This window comes from Mesoflavibacter sp. CH_XMU1422-2, from assembly GCF_037029245.1.
GTDB lineage: Bacteria > Bacteroidota > Bacteroidia > Flavobacteriales > Flavobacteriaceae > Mesoflavibacter > Mesoflavibacter zeaxanthinifaciens.
The window spans coordinates 45,641-64,452 of the sequence record NZ_JAYMEE010000034.1 but is presented as its reverse complement, the minus strand read 5'-3'; the positions used below and the strand labels follow the sequence as shown (position 1 = coordinate 64,452).

The 18,812-nt window shown below is 31.8% G+C and carries 20 protein-coding genes and 1 tRNA gene; 14 read left to right on the top strand and 7 right to left on the bottom strand.

Annotation, left to right across the window (positions count from 1 at the left end; genetic code table 11):
• Window positions 1-2: 2 nt before the first annotated feature.
• Entirely contained in the window at window positions 3-524 is a 522-nt protein-coding gene (locus tag WA340_RS04390) for a hypothetical protein (RefSeq protein WP_336127484.1), read from the bottom strand.
• Between the two features lie 86 nt (window positions 525-610).
• On the opposite strand from WA340_RS04390, the gene dusB reads away from it, so the two are divergent.
• The gene (dusB, locus tag WA340_RS04385) at window positions 611-1,606 is read left to right on the top strand and encodes a tRNA dihydrouridine synthase DusB (RefSeq protein ID WP_336127769.1); all 996 of its coding nucleotides are present in this window, start codon (window positions 611-613) and stop codon (window positions 1,604-1,606) included.
• Window position 1,607: 1 nt separating this feature from the next.
• Here dusB and WA340_RS04380 read toward each other — a convergent pair whose 3' ends face one another.
• Window positions 1,608-2,813: an ABC transporter permease gene (locus tag WA340_RS04380; RefSeq protein WP_336127482.1), complete on the bottom strand. Its 1,206-nt coding sequence runs from the start codon at window positions 2,811-2,813 to the stop codon at window positions 1,608-1,610.
• Window positions 2,814-3,209 (bottom strand): 30S ribosome-binding factor RbfA, encoded by a 396-nt coding sequence (gene rbfA, locus WA340_RS04375; protein ID WP_336127481.1) that lies wholly within the window; start codon window positions 3,207-3,209, stop codon window positions 2,814-2,816.
• 83 nt (window positions 3,210-3,292) lie between these two features.
• Between rbfA and mce the strand changes: the two genes are divergently transcribed.
• The 3 genes from mce (at window position 3,293) to WA340_RS04360 (ending at window position 4,250) form a co-directional block, all read left to right on the top strand.
• Window positions 3,293-3,694, top strand: coding sequence for a methylmalonyl-CoA epimerase (gene mce / locus WA340_RS04370; protein WP_027879369.1), 402 nt, complete (start codon window positions 3,293-3,295; stop codon window positions 3,692-3,694).
• Between the two features lie 56 nt (window positions 3,695-3,750).
• Window positions 3,751-3,824, top strand: a tRNA-Ile gene (locus WA340_RS04365).
• Between the two features lie 255 nt (window positions 3,825-4,079).
• Window positions 4,080-4,250 (top strand): hypothetical protein, encoded by a 171-nt coding sequence (locus WA340_RS04360; protein WP_336127480.1) that lies wholly within the window; start codon window positions 4,080-4,082, stop codon window positions 4,248-4,250.
• Here the strand turns inward: WA340_RS04360 and WA340_RS04355 are convergent.
• Window positions 4,239-4,829, bottom strand: a complete 591-nt coding sequence (locus WA340_RS04355) for a riboflavin synthase (RefSeq protein ID WP_336127478.1) — start codon at window positions 4,827-4,829, stop codon at window positions 4,239-4,241. The genes WA340_RS04360 and WA340_RS04355 overlap by 12 nt on opposite strands.
• A 68-nt stretch (window positions 4,830-4,897) precedes the next feature.
• Between WA340_RS04355 and pdxA the strand changes: the two genes are divergently transcribed.
• The 6 genes from pdxA to accC all read left to right on the top strand — a co-directional run bounded on the left by pdxA (window position 4,898) and on the right by accC (window position 9,895).
• A complete protein-coding gene (gene pdxA, locus WA340_RS04350) occupies window positions 4,898-5,944 on the top strand; it encodes a 4-hydroxythreonine-4-phosphate dehydrogenase PdxA (RefSeq protein WP_336127477.1) in 1,047 nt (348 codons plus the stop codon).
• A gap of 73 nt (window positions 5,945-6,017) precedes the next feature.
• Window positions 6,018-6,557 (top strand): YceD family protein, encoded by a 540-nt coding sequence (locus WA340_RS04345; RefSeq protein WP_336127475.1) that lies wholly within the window; start codon window positions 6,018-6,020, stop codon window positions 6,555-6,557.
• A 9-nt stretch (window positions 6,558-6,566) separates the two neighbouring features.
• Window positions 6,567-6,767, top strand: a complete 201-nt coding sequence (gene rpmF, locus WA340_RS04340) for a 50S ribosomal protein L32 (protein ID WP_027879374.1) — start codon at window positions 6,567-6,569, stop codon at window positions 6,765-6,767.
• 177 nt (window positions 6,768-6,944) lie between these two features.
• Complete coding sequence (locus WA340_RS04335) at window positions 6,945-7,940, top strand: beta-ketoacyl-ACP synthase III (protein ID WP_336127473.1); 996 nt, start codon at window positions 6,945-6,947, stop codon at window positions 7,938-7,940.
• A 34-nt stretch (window positions 7,941-7,974) separates the two neighbouring features.
• Window positions 7,975-8,457 carry an acetyl-CoA carboxylase biotin carboxyl carrier protein gene (gene accB, locus WA340_RS04330; RefSeq protein ID WP_336127472.1) on the top strand — a complete coding sequence of 161 codons (483 nt, stop codon included), beginning with the start codon at window positions 7,975-7,977 and terminating at the stop codon, window positions 8,455-8,457.
• A gap of 85 nt (window positions 8,458-8,542) precedes the next feature.
• Entirely contained in the window at window positions 8,543-9,895 is a 1,353-nt protein-coding gene (accC, locus tag WA340_RS04325; RefSeq protein ID WP_336127470.1) for an acetyl-CoA carboxylase biotin carboxylase subunit, read from the top strand.
• A 30-nt stretch (window positions 9,896-9,925) separates the two neighbouring features.
• On the opposite strand, the gene WA340_RS04320 is transcribed toward accC, so the two are convergent.
• Window positions 9,926-10,447 (bottom strand): hypothetical protein, encoded by a 522-nt coding sequence (locus tag WA340_RS04320; protein ID WP_336127468.1) that lies wholly within the window; start codon window positions 10,445-10,447, stop codon window positions 9,926-9,928.
• An 89-nt stretch (window positions 10,448-10,536) separates the two neighbouring features.
• On the opposite strand from WA340_RS04320, the gene WA340_RS04315 reads away from it, so the two are divergent.
• The 4 genes from WA340_RS04315 to WA340_RS04300 all read left to right on the top strand — a co-directional run bounded on the left by WA340_RS04315 (window position 10,537) and on the right by WA340_RS04300 (window position 15,602).
• Entirely contained in the window at window positions 10,537-13,272 is a 2,736-nt protein-coding gene (locus tag WA340_RS04315) for a reprolysin-like metallopeptidase (RefSeq protein WP_336127467.1), read from the top strand.
• Window positions 13,273-13,342: 70 nt separating this feature from the next.
• Window positions 13,343-14,458, top strand: coding sequence for an NAD(P)/FAD-dependent oxidoreductase (locus WA340_RS04310; protein ID WP_336127465.1), 1,116 nt, complete (start codon window positions 13,343-13,345; stop codon window positions 14,456-14,458).
• Window positions 14,459-14,461: 3 nt separating this feature from the next.
• The gene (gene mtgA, locus WA340_RS04305) at window positions 14,462-15,163 is read left to right on the top strand and encodes a monofunctional biosynthetic peptidoglycan transglycosylase (RefSeq protein ID WP_336127463.1); all 702 of its coding nucleotides are present in this window, start codon (window positions 14,462-14,464) and stop codon (window positions 15,161-15,163) included.
• Entirely contained in the window at window positions 15,144-15,602 is a 459-nt protein-coding gene (locus WA340_RS04300) for a 3-oxoacyl-ACP synthase (protein WP_336127461.1), read from the top strand. Before mtgA ends, WA340_RS04300 begins: the two co-directional genes overlap by 20 nt.
• Here WA340_RS04300 and WA340_RS04295 read toward each other — a convergent pair.
• Window positions 15,589-16,503, bottom strand: coding sequence for an ABC transporter ATP-binding protein (locus tag WA340_RS04295; RefSeq protein WP_336127460.1), 915 nt, complete (start codon window positions 16,501-16,503; stop codon window positions 15,589-15,591). The genes WA340_RS04300 and WA340_RS04295 overlap by 14 nt on opposite strands.
• A gap of 73 nt (window positions 16,504-16,576) precedes the next feature.
• A complete protein-coding gene (locus WA340_RS04290) occupies window positions 16,577-18,739 on the bottom strand; it encodes a prolyl oligopeptidase family serine peptidase (RefSeq protein WP_336127459.1) in 2,163 nt (720 codons plus the stop codon).
• Between the last annotated feature and the right edge of the window lie 73 nt (window positions 18,740-18,812).

Sequence of the window (18,812 nt, the reverse complement as noted above, 5' to 3'; positions counted from 1 at the left end):
TTTTATTTGGGCTCAAAAGAGTTTATAATTAACATGGCATCATCAAAATATTTATCAAATAATTTTTCTTCCATATGAAATTCGATATAGTCTAATTTAGAGTCTCTAACATAAAAAAACTCTAATCGTTTAAATTTTTCTTTAAAAGATTGTCGCTCAATAGTCGATTCAATTTTATAGATATATTTAGAACCTTCTGGTAATTTAGTTAGTACATATTCTTTATTAATTTCTCCTCGTCTTAACGTTCTGCCATGTTCGTTTAAAGTGTTTTCTACGCCATTAAATTTTTCAATATAGAAAGGATTTTTGCTCAGGGATATGCTATTTAATTCAAAATCAGGTCTTATTTTTCTTAATTCTTTAGGTCTAAAAAACACATAACCCATAGATCCAAATCTATCCCAATTGTTTGGATACTGTACACTAAAATCACTGTCTTTTATAGTTTTTAATTTAATCTGGCTATTCTGTGTGCCACAGCTAAAAAAGATAATGCAAAAAATAATGATGAGTTTTTTCATTTAGAAACTAATTTGTATAAATATAGTTTAATCTTCTTTGTCTTACAATTATTTAAAAAGATGTAATTTTGCCAAAAAATTGTAACGTGGTAAAAATAGGTAATATAGAACTTCCAGAATTTCCGTTGTTGTTAGCTCCAATGGAAGACGTAAGCGATCCGCCTTTTAGAAAATTATGTAAAGAGCAAGGTGCAGATGTGGTATATACAGAGTTTGTGTCTAGCGAAGGTTTAATACGTAACGCTGCAAAAAGCGTTATTAAGTTAGATATTTACGAAAAAGAACGTCCTGTTGGTATTCAAATTTTTGGAGCTAATATGGATAGTATGTTACAAACCATAGATATTGTTTCTGAGTCTAAACCAGATATCATCGATATTAACTTTGGTTGTCCAGTAAAAAAAGTAGTTAGTAAAGGTGCTGGCGCAGGTATCTTAAAAGATATTTGTTTAATGGAACAATTAACTGCCGAAATGGTTAAGCGTACCAATATACCTATTACCGTAAAGACAAGACTAGGTTGGGATCATGATTCTATTAGGATTGTTGAAGTTGCAGAACGCTTACAAGACGTTGGTTGTAAAGCAATAGCGATTCATGGTCGTACACGTGCGCAAATGTATAAAGGTAACGCAGATTGGAAGCCAATTGCTGAGGTAAAAAATAATCCACGTATGCATATTCCTGTATTTGGAAACGGAGACGTAAACACGCCAGAACGTGCAATGGAAATGCGTGACCAATACGGTTTAGACGGTTGTATGATTGGTCGTGCTACAATTGGTAATCCGTGGTTTTTTAAACAAGTAAAACACTTTTTTGAAACAGGAGAACATTACCGACCAATAACTATGCAAGAGCGTGTAGATGCGGCAAGAAGACACTTGCAAATGGCTATAGATTGGAAAGGCGAAACTTTAGGCGTTTTAGAAACTAGACGTCATTATACTAATTACTTTAAAGGTATTCCTCACTTTAAAGAATACAGAACAAAAATGGTAACTAGTGATCATTCTGTTAATGTTTTTGCAGCTTTTGATGAAGTAGAAGAACAGTTTAGTGATTATGTGTTTACTGAGTAATCTAATCTGTTTTTACTAAATTTCTATTTATTCTAGATGCAGCAATCTTAGAAGCTATGACGCCTAAAACTGTTAGGGTTAGCATTACAATAACAAAGTTTTTAAATTGTAAAGCAACAGGGTAAGGTAAAACAGGCGTTATCATAATTAGTTTAAAAGATAATTGTAATTGCACTAATGTGTAACCAATAATTAGTCCAATGATACCGCCAATTAATGTCATTAATATACCTTGATATAAAAATATTTTTCTAATATCTTTTACGCTTGCACCTAAGTTATATAAAGTGTTTAGTGTCTTTTTCTTATCTAAAATAGCCATTATAATGGTGCCAATAATATTGAAAAGCGCAATGATTAAAACTAAAGTGAAAATAAGATAAACCGCCAGATTTTCGGTATTTAACATCTTATAAATAGCATCGTTTAATTGATCTTTATTTTTCACCAATATAGTTGGTCCTAAAACAGAAGCTATTTTATTTTTTACAGTGTCTTCATCTGCATTTTCGTTCAGTTTAAACTCAATGCTTGTAATTTGGTTATCGTTGTAGTTTAATAACTGCTTTGCTGTTTCTAAAGATGTAAAAATGTATTTATTATTTATTTCTTCATTAATATCATAAATACCAACATTAACTACTTTTACTTGGTTTATAGCTTGATTTTGAGATGTGATTTGACCTTTTCCTGGTTTTGGTACAGAAAGCGTCATACTTTTTCCGTAGTCGTTAGCGCCAACATTTAAATGTGTAGAAATGGTCCAACCAACAACAGATTGTGGTGTTTCTGGATAAATCCAACCACCAATAGGAATAACAGATTCTATTTTAGTAACTTCATTAAAATTTTGATCAACACCTTTTATGTAAGCAGGATGATTATTGCCATCAAAAGTAGCGATAACACGTTCTTCAATAATTTTTGAAAAACTAGTAACACCTTCAATATTCTTTAAATCTTCAGCTTGTTGTTGAGACAATGTAAACGATTTACCAATAGTTGTTTCTGCTTTTAAATCTGGATCGATTATAGAAGTAAACTCTAAAGTAAATTCGCGTAAACCAGCAAAACCAGAAAGTACAATAAATAAAGAAGCAGATCCTAATACGATACCAACCATTGCAATAATGGTTATAAAGTTTATAGCATTATTACTGCTTTTAGAACGTAAATAACGTTTAACTATGTACAGCGGAAAATTCAACTAAGATTTTTTTCGTTTGCCTAATAAATCTGAGTTTTTAATAGGATTATCCTCTCCTTTTAAAGACTTTTCAATTTTGTCAATATATTCTAAAGAGTCGTCTATATAAAACATTAATTGAGGCATACGACGTAATTGATTTTTAGTACGTTGCGCAATTTCGTGTCTTATAAAAGGTGTGTTTGCTTTAATACCTTCAAGCAACTCTTTTCCTTTATCGTTAGGGAAAATGCTTAAATATACTTTAGCATCTGTTAAATCTGCAGTTACTTTTACTTTAGATACCGATATAATTACACCTCTTAACCCGCCTTTAGTAGCAGCACCTTGTAGTACATCTACCAAATCTCGTTGAAGTACCGAAGCTATTTTTTTTTGTCTTTGACTTTCTTCCATGCTACAAAAATAGTTGTTATTACAAGAATATATTACTTTTAAGACATATTTAAGCAAATATTAGATCTAAAATACGTTAAAAAATGGAAAAAATTGAACATATTGGTATAGCAGTTAAGAGTTTAGAGGATTCTAACAAACTTTTTGCTAAACTATTTGGTAAACCACATTATAAAGTTGAAGCTGTAGAAAGTGAAGGCGTTAGCACATCTTTTTTTGAAGTTGGACCAAACAAAATAGAACTTTTAGAAGCAACAAAACCAGATAGTCCAATTGCAAAGTTTATAGAAAAAAAAGGTGAAGGAATACATCATATTGCTTTTGCGGTTAATGATATTGAAAAAGAAATTAAGCGTTTAAAAGAAGAAGGTTTTACAGTTTTAAATGAAACGCCTAAAAAAGGCGCAGACAATAAGTTAGTAGCATTTTTACACCCAAAAACAACTAACGGAGTTTTAATAGAACTTTGTCAAGATATCAAGTAATTTAAAAAAGGTTTGCAGTATTTTAAAAATAGTAGTAATATTGCACTCCAATTTCGGGTCCTATAACTCAGTTGGTTAGAGTATCTGACTCATAATCAGAAAGTCCCTGGTTCGAGCCCAGGTGGGACCACTTCTAGAAATTGAAAAGCTTCACAGTTTTGTGAAGCTTTTTTTATTTTCGTTTTAAATATTTTTGATAAAAGTATTTAAATAAAAAGGACGTTATCATATCGTTAAATATGTATTTTAACGATAAAATTTGCACTTAAAAGATAAATTTTAAGTAAAAACTGTTTAAAAAATTTTGTTAGCAGTCTTTTTTTCATACATTTACAACCGAATTTCTCTCAAGTTCAATAAAAAAATAATAGCCCTAATGTTATTTATGTTTTTTAACCTAATTTTGGCTCAGGCGCAAACACCGCCACCACCGCCACCACCATTACCACCGCCACCTGGTTTACCAGTAGATAATGGTATTATGTTTTTAATTGTTGCTGCTCTTATTTATGGTGTGTATAAGGTTATAAAACACAAACAAAGCTTAAGCGCTTAGTTCGGTTAAGCGTTTTACATATTTTCCTATTACATCAAATTCTAAGTTTACTACAGTTCCAACTTTAAAAGTTTTAAAATTTGTATGTGCAAAAGTGTAAGGTATAATTGCTACACTAAAGCTGTTTTTTTGAGAGTTTACAACTGTTAGACTTACACCATTTACAGTTATAGATCCTTTTTCAATAGTTACATTATTTAATTTTGGGTCATATTCAAAAGTAAATAACCAACTGCCTTCAGTTTCCTTTACATCAATACAAGTTGCTGTTTGGTCTACATGACCTTGCACGATATGTCCATCAAGTCTTTCACCTAATTTCATTGCGCGCTCAAGGTTTACGGTACTATCAATAATTAAATTACCGATATTTGTTTTATCAAGTGTTTCTTTTATGGCTGTTACAGTATACTGGTTATTGTCAATAGCAACAACAGTCAAGCAAACGCCATTATGGGCAACACTTTGATCTATTTTTAGCTCATGAGTAATTTCGCTTTCAATAGTAATATGTAAATTATCTTTTTCAGTAACAAGATTGGTTACTTTACCAAGTGTTTCAATAATTCCTGTAAACATAAACGTAATCGTTATTATTTGGTTAAATTTGTTGCAGGTAAAATTACAAACAATAGTTAGTTTTATTAATGAAGAAAGAAGAAAATATTAAAGTAGGAATTTCAATTGGAGATTTAAACGGGATTGGCTCAGAAATTATTCTAAAGATTTTTGAAGACGCAAGAATGTTAGATTTTTGTACTCCAATAATTTTTGCTTCCATTAAAACAATAAGTTTTGTAAAAAAACATTACAAAATAGATATAAACCTTAATGGCATTAATCATATTAATCAAGCAGTAATAGGTAAAGTTAATGTGCTTAACTGCTGGAAAGAAAATGTTAACATATCCTTTGGTAAAGAAGATAAAACCATAGGAGAATATGCTATAAAATCTTTACAAAAAGCTACTAAAGCTTTAAAAAGTGACGAAATAGATGTGCTTGTAACAGCACCAATAAATAAAAGTAGTATACAATCAGATACTTTTAAATTTCCTGGACATACAGACTATCTTAATCAAGAGTTAGAAGGTAAAAGTCTTATGTTTATGGTCAATGGAGGATTAAGAGTAGGATTGTTAACAGATCATGTACCTGTAAAGGATGTATCTAAGCATATAACAACAAAACTAATTGAAGAAAAAATAAATACAGTACACGATTCTTTAATTAAGGATTTTAAAATTAATAAACCAAAAATTGCCGTATTAGGTATAAATCCACATACAGGAGATAATGGAGTTATAGGTAATGAAGATGATAAAATTTTACGACCAGCATTAAAGAAAATTAAAGAAAAAGGTAAATTAGTCTTTGGACCATATGCTGCAGATAGCTTTTTTGGTTCCAATAATTACCAAAATTTTGATGCAATAATAGCATCATATCATGATCAAGGTTTGATACCATTTAAAACACTCTCGTTTGGTCAAGGTGTTAATTACACAGCAGGATTAAACAAGGTAAGGACATCTCCAGATCATGGAACTGCTTTTGAAATAGCAGAAAAAGGACAAGCAGATATAGGGTCTTTTAAAGAAGCTATTTTTACGGCAATAAAAATTTTTAATAACAGAAATGAGTACGCAGAAATAAGTAAAAATCCTCTACCTTTCTCTAAAAAAAAGATATAAACAAAAAAATGTTTATAAGTCTTTATAAATAAGAAGATTTTTGTATATTTGCAGGCTCAAAATAGATGTGAGAATGAAGCAATTAAAAGAATTTACAATACAGTTTGTAGGTTTAAAAGAAGGAAAACATCATTTTGATTATAAAATAGACCAAACGTTCTTTGATCATTTTGACTATGATGAGTTTAACTCTAGTAATATAAATGTAGATGTTACTTTAAATAAAAAATCTACTTTATTAGAATTTCATTTTGAAGTTTCAGGAGATGTAAACGTTAACTGTGATGTTACTAACGAACCTTATGACCAACAAATATCAAACACATTTGATTTAGTTGTAAAGTTTGGAGAAGAATATAACGATGAAAACATTGATATATTAATAGTACCACATGGTGAGTATGAAGTAAACATACAACAATACATTTACGAAACTATTGTGCTAGCAATACCAAGTAAACTAGTACATCCAGGAGTAGAAGACGGAACATTAGACTCAGAAATACTCAAAAAGTTAGAAGAATTAAGTCCAAAATTAAAAGATAAAAAAGAAAAAGAAGACGAGATTGATCCTCGTTGGAATACATTAAAAAAACTATTAACGGATAAATAATAATATAAAATGGCACATCCTAAGAGAAAAATCTCGAAAACTAGAAGAGATAAGAGAAGAACGCATTACAAAGCAACTGCGCCACAAATTGCAACTTGCCCAACAACAGGTGAAGCTCACTTATATCACAGAGCTCACTGGAGTGAAGGAAAATTATATTACAGAGGTCAAGTATTAATAGACAACTCAGTAGAAGAAAACGTAGCATAATTTATTATGCACGCATATAAGAAACGCTCACTTGTGAGCGTTTTTTTTATGAAACGCTTTTCTTTACGTTAAAAACGTTTACTTTGTGTCAAATTAGTTCAAAAATGACTAATTTAGCTTAATTTATGTCATTTTTGTCCCGTTTTGGGTCTTTTAATGACCAAATTATATAAAAATATGAGCAAGATTACTGCTGCAATAACTGCTGTTGGTGCTTATGTACCAGAGTTTGTATTATCAAACAAAGTCTTAGAGACTATGGTAGATACAAACGACGAATGGATTACCACAAGAACAGGAATTAAAGAACGTAGAATTCTTAAAAAAGAAGGCGAAGGTACCTCTTACCTTGCAATAAAAGCTGCACAAGACTTACTAGAAAAAAGAAATTTAGACCCAAAAGAAATAGATTTAGTTATCGTAGCAACAGCTACACCAGATATGCCAGTTGCATCTACAGCAGTATATACTGCCACACAAATAGGCGCAACAAATGCTTTTGCATACGATTTGCAAGCAGCATGCTCTAGTTTTCTTTATGGTTTATCTACAGCAACAAGTTACATAGAGTCAGGACGATATAAAAAAGTATTATTAATAGGAGCAGATAAAATGTCTTCTATAATAGATTATACAGATCGTGCTACATGTATCATTTTTGGAGATGGAGCAGGAGCTGTTCTATTAGAACCAAACGAAGAAGGTCTAGGGTTTCAAGATGAATACCTTAGAAGTGATGGTACAGGTAGAGAATTTTTAAAAATTGAAGCAGGAGGATCTATATTACCTACCTCTCAAGAAACAGTAGATAACAAACAACATTTTGTACACCAAGAAGGACGTACAGTATTTAAATTTGCTGTAGCAAATATGGCAGACGTTTGCGAAAAAATTATGCAGCGTAATAACCTATCTCATGAAGATGTCTCATGGTTAGTACCACATCAAGCTAACTTACGTATTATTGATGCAACAGCAAATAGAATGAATCTTGATGAAAGCAAAGTGCTAAAAAACATCTACAGATACGGTAACACTACATCAGCAACATTACCATTATTACTATACGACTTTGAAAAAAAGTTAAAAAAAGGAGATAACTTAATTTTTGCTGCTTTTGGAGGCGGATTTACATGGGGCTCAATTTATTTAAAATGGGCTTATAACTCTTAAACTAACTAAAACTTAAATTAATAACTTAATAATTATGGATTTAAAAGACATTCAAAACTTAATTAAATTTGTAGCAAAATCTGGCGCAAGTGAGGTTAAATTAGAAACAGATGATGTTAAAATAACAATCAAAACTGGATCAGATACAGAAACTACAATTGTACAACAAGTGCCAATGCAAGCACAAATGCCTGTACAGCCAATGCAACCAGCACCAGCTGCAGCACCTGCACCAGTTGCTACAGAAGCACCAGCTGCACCAGCCGAAGACTCAAAATATATCACAATAAAATCTCCTATTATAGGAACATTCTACAGAAAACCATCTCCAGACAAACCATTATTTGTTGAGGTAGGTCAATCTATCGCAGAAGGAGATGTGTTATGTATCATTGAAGCAATGAAATTATTTAACGAGATAGAATCTGAAGTATCAGGTAAAATCGTTAAAGTATTAGTTGATGATGCTTCTCCAGTAGAATTTGATCAGCCACTTTTCTTAGTAGACCCATCTTAATTTAGATTATTAGATCTGTCCGAATTTTATCTTAAAAATTCGAACTATCAATAATCCTATTGTCTAATTATCTAATTCAATAAAGATGTTTAAAAAAATATTAGTTGCCAATAGAGGTGAAATAGCACTACGTGTTATTAGAACCTGTAAAGAAATGGGCATAAAAACTGTTGCTGTATATTCTAAAGCAGATGAAGATAGCTTACATGTTAAGTTTGCTGACGAAGCTGTTTGTATAGGACCAGCACCAAGTAGTGAGTCTTATCTTAAAATGTCAAATATTATAGCTGCTGCAGAAATTACAAATGCAGACGCTATACATCCAGGATACGGTTTCCTATCAGAAAACGCAAAATTTTCTAAAATTTGTGAAGAACACGATATTAAATTTATTGGTGCTTCTGAAGAAATGATTAATAAAATGGGAGACAAAGCTTCTGCAAAAGCGACAATGAAAGCAGCAGGAGTACCTTGTGTACCAGGAAGTGATGGTATCATCGAAAGCTTTGAAGAATGTAAAAAAATAGCAAAAGAAACAGGTTACCCTGTTATGCTAAAAGCTTCTGCAGGTGGAGGAGGAAAAGGTATGCGTGCCGTTTGGAAAGAAGAAAACCTAAAAGATGCTTGGGACTCAGCAAGACAAGAATCTAAAGCTGCATTTGGAAATGACGATATGTATATAGAAAAGCTTATCGAAGAGCCAAGACATATTGAGATACAAGTTGTAGGAGATAGCACAGGTAAAGCGTGTCACTTATCAGAAAGAGATTGCTCTGTACAGCGTCGTCACCAAAAGTTAACAGAAGAAGTACCTTCTCCTTTTATGACAGACGCTTTACGTAAAAAAATGGGTGATGCAGCAGTAAAAGCAGCAGAATATATTAAATATGAAGGCGCAGGAACAGTAGAGTTTCTTGTAGACAAGCACAGAAACTTCTACTTTATGGAGATGAATACGCGTATACAAGTAGAACACCCAATTACAGAACAAGTAATAGATTTTGACTTAATACGTGAGCAAATATTAGTCGCAGCAGGAGTGCCAATTTCTGGTAAAAACTATACACCTAATTTACATTCTATTGAGTGTCGTATTAATGCAGAAGATCCTTATAATGATTTTAGACCTTCACCGGGAAAAATCACTACACTTCATGCACCAGGAGGACATGGTGTACGTTTAGACACACATGTATATGCTGGTTATAGTATTCCGCCAAATTACGACTCTATGATAGCAAAGTTAATTACTACTGCACAAACACGTGAAGAGGCAATTAATAAAATGAAACGTGCATTAGATGAGTTTGTAATAGAAGGAATTAAAACAACTATACCATTCCATAGACAATTAATGGATCACCCAGATTATTTATCGGGTAATTATACCACTAAATTTATGGAAGACTTCAAAATGGAAAAACCAAAAGAAGATTAAAAAAAAAGCGACTTATTTAAGTCGCTTTTTTTATAAGTTAAAAGTTTCACTAAAAAACGTTATTACTTGTGGGACTTCGTTTATTTTAAAACTAAAATCAATTTTATAAGTGTTTTTTGAAACCTTTTTAATACTTAAATTTCCTTCTTGAATAGGGAAGTAACCAGAACTTCCTCTGCAAAAACACAATCGTCCAAAAACTGCATTTACGGTTAATAATTCTTTGTTTTTTAGAGAGATATTTTTTTCAATATCTTTTATTTCAATAAAAACAACTTCTTCGTAGTTACTATCAGCTGTATCCTCAATAGGATGTTTTTTATAGCTAAATTTTAATAAATTTGTTTTAGAACTTTCCTCTAAGTCTATATAAGATTTACCAAACTCATCCTTTTTTAATTTTATTAGTTTGTTGTTTAAAATCTCAACAGAACATATCCCTTCTTTAGGGCATTCAAAAAAGTCTTTTTTATCTGATTGATTATTTTCTAAAGTAGTATTATTTACTTTACAAGAAAATACAAATAAAAAAATTAAAAAAAATTTATACATTTTGAAATCATAATATTTAACGTTCTTTTCTTGGATTAAAAGAAAGATACTCATAATTTTAACAAATTAATAAATTAACTAAAAAAAATATGAGAAAAAACTACTTTAAAAACATCTTAATTGCTGTTTTAATGATATTTACATTAAATATCTTTGCTCAAGAAGGTCGTTCCTTTTGGACTGAGTCCTCTAAAGAAAATGCTTCTCGTAAGCAATTAAACTTTAGAAAAACAGAACCAACCAAAGCTCAATTTTATAATTTAAATTTAGAGGCTTTAAAAACATATTTAGCAGACGCACCAAATAGAAAGAGTGGTGTTTTTGGTATATCAGAAAAATTAGTTTCTTTTCCTACTTCAGATAATACATTCGAAACTTACAGCGTAATGGAGGCTTCTGTAATGGAAGAAACACTTCAGCAAAAATATTCTAATATTAGAACATATGTAGGTAAAAGTATAGATAACCCTACTAACACAATGAGGTTTAGTATAACACCTCAAGGACTTCATACGATGTCATTTGTGTCTGGTAAAGGTTTAGAGTTTATAGACCCGTATACTAAAGATGCAGGTCAATATATAGTTTATTCTAAAAAAGATTTACCAAGATTAGATACTACTTGGACTTGTGATTTTGAAGATGATGAAGTTAGTATTGAGGCAAAAAACACTTCTGTTAATACTACGTTCAATGCTAACGATGGTATTATGAGAGAGTTTAGATTAGCTTTAGCTTGTACAATTGAATATGCTCAATTTCATTGGTCGGCAGCAGGTTTGACGGCAGGAGATAGTGTTGCTGCAAGAAAAGCAGCTGTATTAGCAGCTATGGTTGTTACTATTAATCGTAATAATTTTATTTATGAAAGAGACTTATCTGTGACAATGACTCTGGTTGCTAATAATGAGAATATTATTTTTATAAATTCAGATAGCTTTTCTAATGATAATGCAGGTGCATTAATTAATGAAAGTCAAACAGTAATAGATTTGAATATTGGTTTTTCTAATTATGATATTGGTCATACATTTTCTACAGGTGGTGGAGGTTTAGCGCAATTAAATTCTCCATGTACTAATAATAAAGCTAGAGGTATTACTGGTTCAGCTGCACCAATAGGAGATCCTTATGATGTAGATTATGTTGCTCACGAAATGGGACATCAATATGGAGCAACTCATACTTTTAATGGTAGTACAGGTAATTGTTCTGGATCAAACCGAACAGCATCAAGTGCATATGAGCCTGGAAGCGGAACAACAATTATGGCATATGCGGGTATTTGTGCTCCTCAAAATGTACAATCAAATAGTGATGCATATTTTCATCAAAAAAGCTTAGAAATGATGTGGGCAAATATCACTACAGGAAATAGTACCTGTGCATCACAAACAGCAACAGGTAATTCTGCTCCTACAGCAAACGCAGGAGCAAATTATACAATTCCTGCATTAACACCTTATAAACTTACAGGTAGTTCAACGGATATTGATGGAACAAGTTCACATACGTATACTTGGGAGCAATATGATTTAGGAGCAGCAGGACTTCCTGAAGAAAATAACTTTTCAGGTCCATTAGTTAGATCTTTTGAAGGAACAAACAATCCAACAAGGTACATCCCAAGACTAGAAGAAGTAGTTGCTTTTGGAGGTGTATCTACTACTTGGGAAAAATTATCTTCAATTAATCGTAATATTAACTTTAGATTAACGGTTAGAGACAATGATCCAAACGGAGGTCAAACTGCAGTAGATGCAATGACGGCAACTGTAAATGCATCTGCAGGTCCTTTTGTTGTAACATCACAAAACACGCAAGGTGTAACTTGGTTAACAGGAGAAACTCAAACAATTACTTGGGATGTTGCAGGAACAACAGCTAATGGCATTAATACAGCAAATGTTAATATTTTATTATCTACTGATGGCGGACAAAACTTTGATACCGTTTTAGCTTCAAATGTTCCTAATGATGGTTCTCATGATATTATAGTACCAAATGTTTTCGGTCCGTACTCAAGAGTAATGGTTGAAGGTGCTGGAAATATATTTTTTAATATAAACTCTGAGGACTTTCAAGTCAATGCTTCGATAAATACAACATGTGTAACTTATAGTTCTGGAAACGTTAACATACCTATTCCTGATGGTCCCGCAGCAAACACTCAAGGAACTCCTATTTTCAATACAATTAATATTCCTGACCCAGGCAATGTAGATGAAATTTTAGTGTCTGTTGATGTAACACACTCATGGGTTGGAGACTTATTAATTCAGGTTTCAGATCCAAACGGAACGGAATTTACTAATGTTTGGGCTAGATCTTGTAATGATGCCCAGTATGGTAATATTGATGTTACCTTTGATGATAATGCTAACCCTATAAACTGTGCAACACCAACACAAGGAACATACGCTCCTGCAGCACCACTGAGTGTTTTTAATGGTCTTGATCAATTAGGAGATTGGCAAATTGCTATGGCTGATTTTTACAATGGTGATACAGGTACTCTTAATAGTTGGTCGATAGATTTATGTTCAACTACAATAACAAACTTAAGCACTGAAGAATTTAGTCTTTCAGGATTAAGTATTTTCCCTAACCCTAATAATGGACAATTTACTGTCAAATTTAACAATGCAAAAGATGTTAAGTTAGAAGTTTATGATGTTAGAGGAAGAGCTGTTTTAAGTCAAGACTACAATGTTTCTGGACAATTTAATGAGACAATTAACTTAGGAAGTGTACAATCAGGAATGTACTTGTTAAAAGTTAATAACGGAGGTAAAACAATCACTAAAAAAATTATTGTTGAATAAATAATAATTTTCAAATAATAACAAAACTCCGAAAGCAATTTCGGAGTTTTTCTTTTATATTAGTTTTTAAATGAACTTTAGCTATTGGGAAATAAAATCATGGTTAACCAACGTAGATTTCACTATTGTTGGCAGTGGTATTGTTGGCTTAAATTGCGCTTTGTATTTAAAAGAAATCTATCCAAACGCTAATATTCTAATTTTAGAAAAAGGACTGTTGCCTCAAGGAGCGAGTACTAAAAACGCAGGATTTGCATGCTTTGGTAGCTTAAGCGAAATTTTAGACGATTTAAATACACATACTGAAGCAGAAGTTTTACAATTAATAAACAAACGCATAAAAGGCTTAAAATTATTACGACAAACCTTAGGAGATCAAACCATAAATTATCAAGCTTTTGGTGGTTACGAGCTATTTACAGAAAATGACAATCTATTTGAAAATTGCCTATCAAAAAAAGATTATATCAATAAGCTGCTAAAGCCAATATTTAATGCAGAAGTGTTTAGCTTAAAAGACAATATATTCAATTTTAAGAACATAAAAAAGCAGTATATTTTTAATGCTTTTGAAGGTCAAATAGACACCGGAAAAATGATGTCTGCTTTACTACAAAAAGTACAATCTAAAGACATAAAAATTTTAAATAATATAACAGTTCAAAGCTTTTCAGAAAATCAAGATTCAGTTAAAGTAAAGACCAATCAATTCGAGTTTTTAACCTCAAAATTATTGATAGCTACCAACGGTTTTGCATCGCAATTAAATATTCAAAATGTAAAACCAGCACGAGCGCAAGTCCTTATTACAAAACCGATAAAAGATTTACACATAAAAGGCACATTTCATTTAGATCAAGGCTATTATTATTTTAGAAATATTGATAATCGCATCCTTTTTGGAGGTGGAAGAAATCTTGATTTTAAAACAGAAGAAACCACCGAATTTGCTCAAACCAAGCTCATTCAAAATAAATTAGAAACACTTTTAAAAACCACGATTTTACCCGAAACTAACTTTGAAATTGATCACCGTTGGTCTGGTATTATGGGTATTGGTAAACAAAAAAATACTATAGTAAAACAGGTTTCTAATAATGTGTTTTGTGGTGTTAGACTTGGCGGAATGGGCATAGCAATTGGAAGTTTAATAGGAAAAGAATTAGCAGATTTAACTCAAAATTAAGCAATGAAAAGAGTCTTTCGGTTTTTACTAAAATGTTGTGTTTGGTTTGTGATTTTAACTGTGTTATGGGTTGTAATTTATCGTTACGTACCAGTATATTACACGCCATTAATGGCAATTCGTTCTTTTGAAAATACCGAGAAAAATTCAACAGTTAAACATGATTGGGTTAATATTGAAGATATTTCTATTCACCTTCAAAAAGCTGTGATTTGCAGTGAAGATCAAAAGTTTTTAATCCATAATGGTTTTGATATTGAAGCGATTGAAAAAGCTTACGAAAACAATAAAAAATCAAAACGTATTAAAGGCGCAAGTACCATAAGTCAACAAACCGCAAAAAATGTATTTTTATGGCCAAACAGAAGTTGGTTACGCAAAGGTCTAGAAACTTATTTTACGTTTTTAATAGAAAAACTATGGTCTAAAGAGCGCATTTTGGAAGTGTATCTTAACAGCATCGAAATGGGTAATGGCGTTTACGGTGCTGAAGCAGCATCACAACATTGGTTTGGGACTTCGGCAAAAAGATTAAACATTAATCAATCGGCTGCAATAGCTGCAATTTTGCCAAACCCAAGACGTTATAAAGCACAACCTGCAACTAGTTATATTTCGGCAAGAAAACAATGGATTATAAAACAAATGGGTTTTTACGGACCATTAACATTTCCTAAGAAAGACGATGAAAACTCAAAACATTAAAACCCAATTATTACAGCTTTGTACTACAAGTTTGGACACGCGTTTACAAAGTGTTTTGGCGGTTATTGAAGATATAAAACAAAGTCTGCAAAGCGAAACCAAAAGTAGTGCAGGAGATAAGCACGAAACAGGACGTGCCATGTTGCAATTAGAACGCGAAAAAGCAGGACACCAATTAGCTGAAATTGAAAAAACGAAACAAATTCTGTCTAAAATTAATACCGAATCAACCTATAAAAATATTGGTTTAGGCAGTGTCGTTTATACTACAACATCCAATTATTTTATTAGTATAAGCGCTGGTGAACTTAAAGTTGAAGATGATACGTTTTACGCTATTTCTGCAAACACACCAATAGGTCAATTACTTCTTGGAAAATCGGTTGGTGATGTTATTAATTTTAGAAATCTAGAGTTTAAAATCACTAAGGTTTTGTAATTGATAAATAAAGATTAGAGTTTTTTTCTATCAAAGTTTTATATTCAAAAAACACTTTATCACCATTTAAATTGGCTTCAATTAAATAATGATTGCCTTTAAAATAACTGGTAATTATAGTTGCTTTTAGATTAGATTTTTTAACGACTTTTAATTGATTTGCGTAAACAATTCTGTCATCAATCACATTAAATTCGCCAAAAAAAGAAGCAATTAATGGTGTTTTAGGATTGTTATATAATTGTTCTGGTTTACCCTGTTCTAAGATTTTTTTATCCTCCAAAACAATCATATTATCGGCAAACCCTAATACATCTTCTTTGTCATGTGTTGCTACTATACAAGTAATATTTTTATCTTTTAAATACTTAAACACATTACGTCTTAAACTTTGTTTTTTAAAATTATCAATGTGGCTAAAAGGTTCATCCAATAAGATAATTTCTGGTTGCTTTGCTAAAGCTCTTGCTAGTGCCACACGTTGTTTTTGCCCGCCAGATAGTGTTTTTACTTTTACATTAGCAAATGCTTTAAGTTCTACAACGTTTAGTAGTTCTCCGGTACGCTCTTCTCGTTCTTCTGGATAAAATCTTGACAGATGTTTTGCAATATTTTCGGCAACGGTTATGTATGGCATTAAATCGAATTCTTGATGCACATATTTCATAAACTCATAACCAACCACTAAGTTGTATTTTGGACCTAAAATTTCGGTGTCTTTCCAAAAAATGTGTCCTTGATTTAAATCAAATTCGCCATAAATAAGATTTAATAACGTACTTTTTCCTGAGCCACTTTCGCCAATAATAGCAAGGTTTTCACCAGTTTCAACTTTAAAAGAAATATCTTTTAAAACAGGTGTATTTTTATATGAAAATGTTAGGTTTTGTACGTTTAGCATAGTTGCAAAAATAGTGTAAAAAAAACCGCTCAAAATAATTTTTAAGCGGTTTGATGTATTTTTATCTTTATTCTTAATTTTTAAAATCTTCAATTTTTTCTGGTAGTACATCAAAACCCATATTGAATAATGTAAACCCGTAAATATCTGCATATTGTTCTATGGTTTTACTTACCGGTGTACCAGCACCGTGACCAGCATCGGTTTCTATTCTAATTAATACTGGATTGTCTCCTTTTTGTTTTGCTTGTAGTTCTGCCGCAAATTTAAAGCTATGTGCAGGTACAACTCTATCATCATGATCACCAGTTGTAACCATTGTTGCAGGATATTGTACACCTTCTTTTACATTGTGTACAGGCGAGTATCCTTTTAAGTATTCAAACATTTCCTTGTTATCTTCAGCCGTACCGTAATCGTATGCCCAACCAGCACCAGCAGTAAATGTATGGTAGCGTAACATATCTAAAACACCAACAGCAGGTAAAGCAACCTTCATTAAATCTGGACGTTGCGTCATGGTTGCTCCAACTAATAATCCTCCGTTTGATCCACCTCTAATAGCTAAGTAGTCTGATGAAGTATATTTGTTTTCTATAAGGTATTCTGCTGCAGTAATAAAATCGTCAAAAACGTTTTGCTTTTTTTGTTGTGTTCCTGCATCATGCCAAGCTTTTCCGTATTCTCCACCACCACGTAAATTTGGTACAGCATAAATACCTCCTTGCTCCATCCAAACCGCATTTGCTATACTAAAACTTGGTGTTAAGCTAATATTGAAACCTCCATATCCGTAAAGAATTGTTGGGTTTTTTCCGTTAAGTTCGATACCTTTTTTATGTGTAATTATCATAGGTACTTTGGTGCCGTCTTTTGAGGTATAAAATACTTGTTTACTTTCGTAATTTTCAGGATTAAAATCGATATCTGGTTTACGGTATAATTCTGAAGTTCCGTTTTCGATATCGTACTTATAGATGCTTCCTGGTGTTACATAGTTTGTAAACGAGTAGTAAAGCTCTTTTTCTTCTTTTTTAGCACCAAATCCGCCAGCACTTCCAACACCAGGTAATTCTACCTCGCGCACTAGTTTACCAGAATAATCATATTGTAACACTTTTGATACAGCATCTACCATATATTCTGCAAAAAAGTATCCACCAGCTTTTGATGCGCTTAGTACATTTTTAGTTTCAGGAATGATATCTTTCCAGTTTTCTGGAGCTGGATTTGAGGCATTAACAGTTACTAATCTTTGGTTAGGTGCATTAAGATTTGTTACTATAAATAGCTGATCGCCTTCGTTTTCTAAAATGTATGTGTCACTATCTGTGTGATCTAAAATGGTTACAAAATCACTATTTGGCTTTGTTAAATCTTTAATTAATAATTTATTTCCTGAGGTTGATACACGAGGAGAAAGAATTAAAAATCTATCGTCTCTAGTAACATTTCCATTGATATAACGGTGTTTTTCGGCTTCTGTACCACCATAAATTAACTGGTCTTCGCTTTGTGATGTTCCTAATTTATGATAGTAGACTTTGTGTTGGTCTGTTTTTGCAGATAACTCGCTTCCTTTAGGCTTATCATAGCTTGAGTAATAAAAACCTTCGTTTTTGTACCAAGACATCCCACTAAATTTAATATCGACTAAAGTATCTTCTATAATTTCTTTAGTTTCTACATCCATAATTAAAATTTTACGCCAATCGCTTCCTCCTTCAGAAATGGCATAGGCTAAAATCTTTCCGTTTTTAGAAAAACTAGTTCCTCCAAGAGAGATTGTTCCGTCTTCTTTAAATGTATTTGGATCTAAAAAAACTTCGGCTGTTTTTGGGTCTTCACCTGTTTTGTAACGATAAATGACGTATTGGTTTTGTAGACCATCATTTTTATAGAAATAAGTATAGTCACCTTCTTTAAAAGGAGATCCTATTTTTTCGTAATTCCATAATTTAGATAGACGTTCTTTTAATTGCTCTCTGTAAGGTATGTTTGCTAAGTAACCTTGTGTTACTTTATTTTCTGCTTTAACCCAAGCTTCAGTTTCTTCACTTCTATCGTCTTCTAACCATCTGTAAGGGTCTTTTACTGTTTCACCAAAATAAGTATCTACAGTATCTACTTGTTTTGTTTCTGGGTAGGTAAGTTTAATTGTTTCTTTTTGCTTCATTTCTTCTTTACAAGACATTATGGTGATTAGGGAAAAAAGACCAATAGCTAATTTTTTCATTTTTAAGTGAATTTGTATTTAATAGCTTTAAAAATACGCAAAAAAGCGTTTGTAAACTTGTTACAAACGCTTT

Coding starts and splice junctions, on each gene's coding strand:
- WA340_RS04390 (WP_336127484.1), bottom strand. CDS start 524: ATGAAAAAACTCATCATTATTTTTTGCATTATCTTTTTTAGCTGTGGC.
- rbfA (WP_336127481.1), bottom strand. CDS start 3,209: ATGGAAGAAAGTCAAAGACAAAAAAAAATAGCTTCGGTACTTCAACGA.
- mce (WP_027879369.1), top strand. CDS start 3,293: ATGGAAAAAATTGAACATATTGGTATAGCAGTTAAGAGTTTAGAGGAT.
- WA340_RS04360 (WP_336127480.1), top strand. CDS start 4,080: ATGTTTTTTAACCTAATTTTGGCTCAGGCGCAAACACCGCCACCACCG.
- WA340_RS04355 (WP_336127478.1), bottom strand. CDS start 4,829: ATGTTTACAGGAATTATTGAAACACTTGGTAAAGTAACCAATCTTGTT.
- pdxA (WP_336127477.1), top strand. CDS start 4,898: ATGAAGAAAGAAGAAAATATTAAAGTAGGAATTTCAATTGGAGATTTA.
- WA340_RS04345 (WP_336127475.1), top strand. CDS start 6,018: ATGAAGCAATTAAAAGAATTTACAATACAGTTTGTAGGTTTAAAAGAA.
- rpmF (WP_027879374.1), top strand. CDS start 6,567: ATGGCACATCCTAAGAGAAAAATCTCGAAAACTAGAAGAGATAAGAGA.
- WA340_RS04335 (WP_336127473.1), top strand. CDS start 6,945: ATGAGCAAGATTACTGCTGCAATAACTGCTGTTGGTGCTTATGTACCA.
- accB (WP_336127472.1), top strand. CDS start 7,975: ATGGATTTAAAAGACATTCAAAACTTAATTAAATTTGTAGCAAAATCT.
- accC (WP_336127470.1), top strand. CDS start 8,543: ATGTTTAAAAAAATATTAGTTGCCAATAGAGGTGAAATAGCACTACGT.
- WA340_RS04320 (WP_336127468.1), bottom strand. CDS start 10,447: ATGTATAAATTTTTTTTAATTTTTTTATTTGTATTTTCTTGTAAAGTA.
- WA340_RS04315 (WP_336127467.1), top strand. CDS start 10,537: ATGAGAAAAAACTACTTTAAAAACATCTTAATTGCTGTTTTAATGATA.
- WA340_RS04310 (WP_336127465.1), top strand. CDS start 13,343: ATGAACTTTAGCTATTGGGAAATAAAATCATGGTTAACCAACGTAGAT.
- mtgA (WP_336127463.1), top strand. CDS start 14,462: ATGAAAAGAGTCTTTCGGTTTTTACTAAAATGTTGTGTTTGGTTTGTG.
- WA340_RS04300 (WP_336127461.1), top strand. CDS start 15,144: ATGAAAACTCAAAACATTAAAACCCAATTATTACAGCTTTGTACTACA.
- WA340_RS04295 (WP_336127460.1), bottom strand. CDS start 16,503: ATGCTAAACGTACAAAACCTAACATTTTCATATAAAAATACACCTGTT.
- WA340_RS04290 (WP_336127459.1), bottom strand. CDS start 18,739: ATGAAAAAATTAGCTATTGGTCTTTTTTCCCTAATCACCATAATGTCT.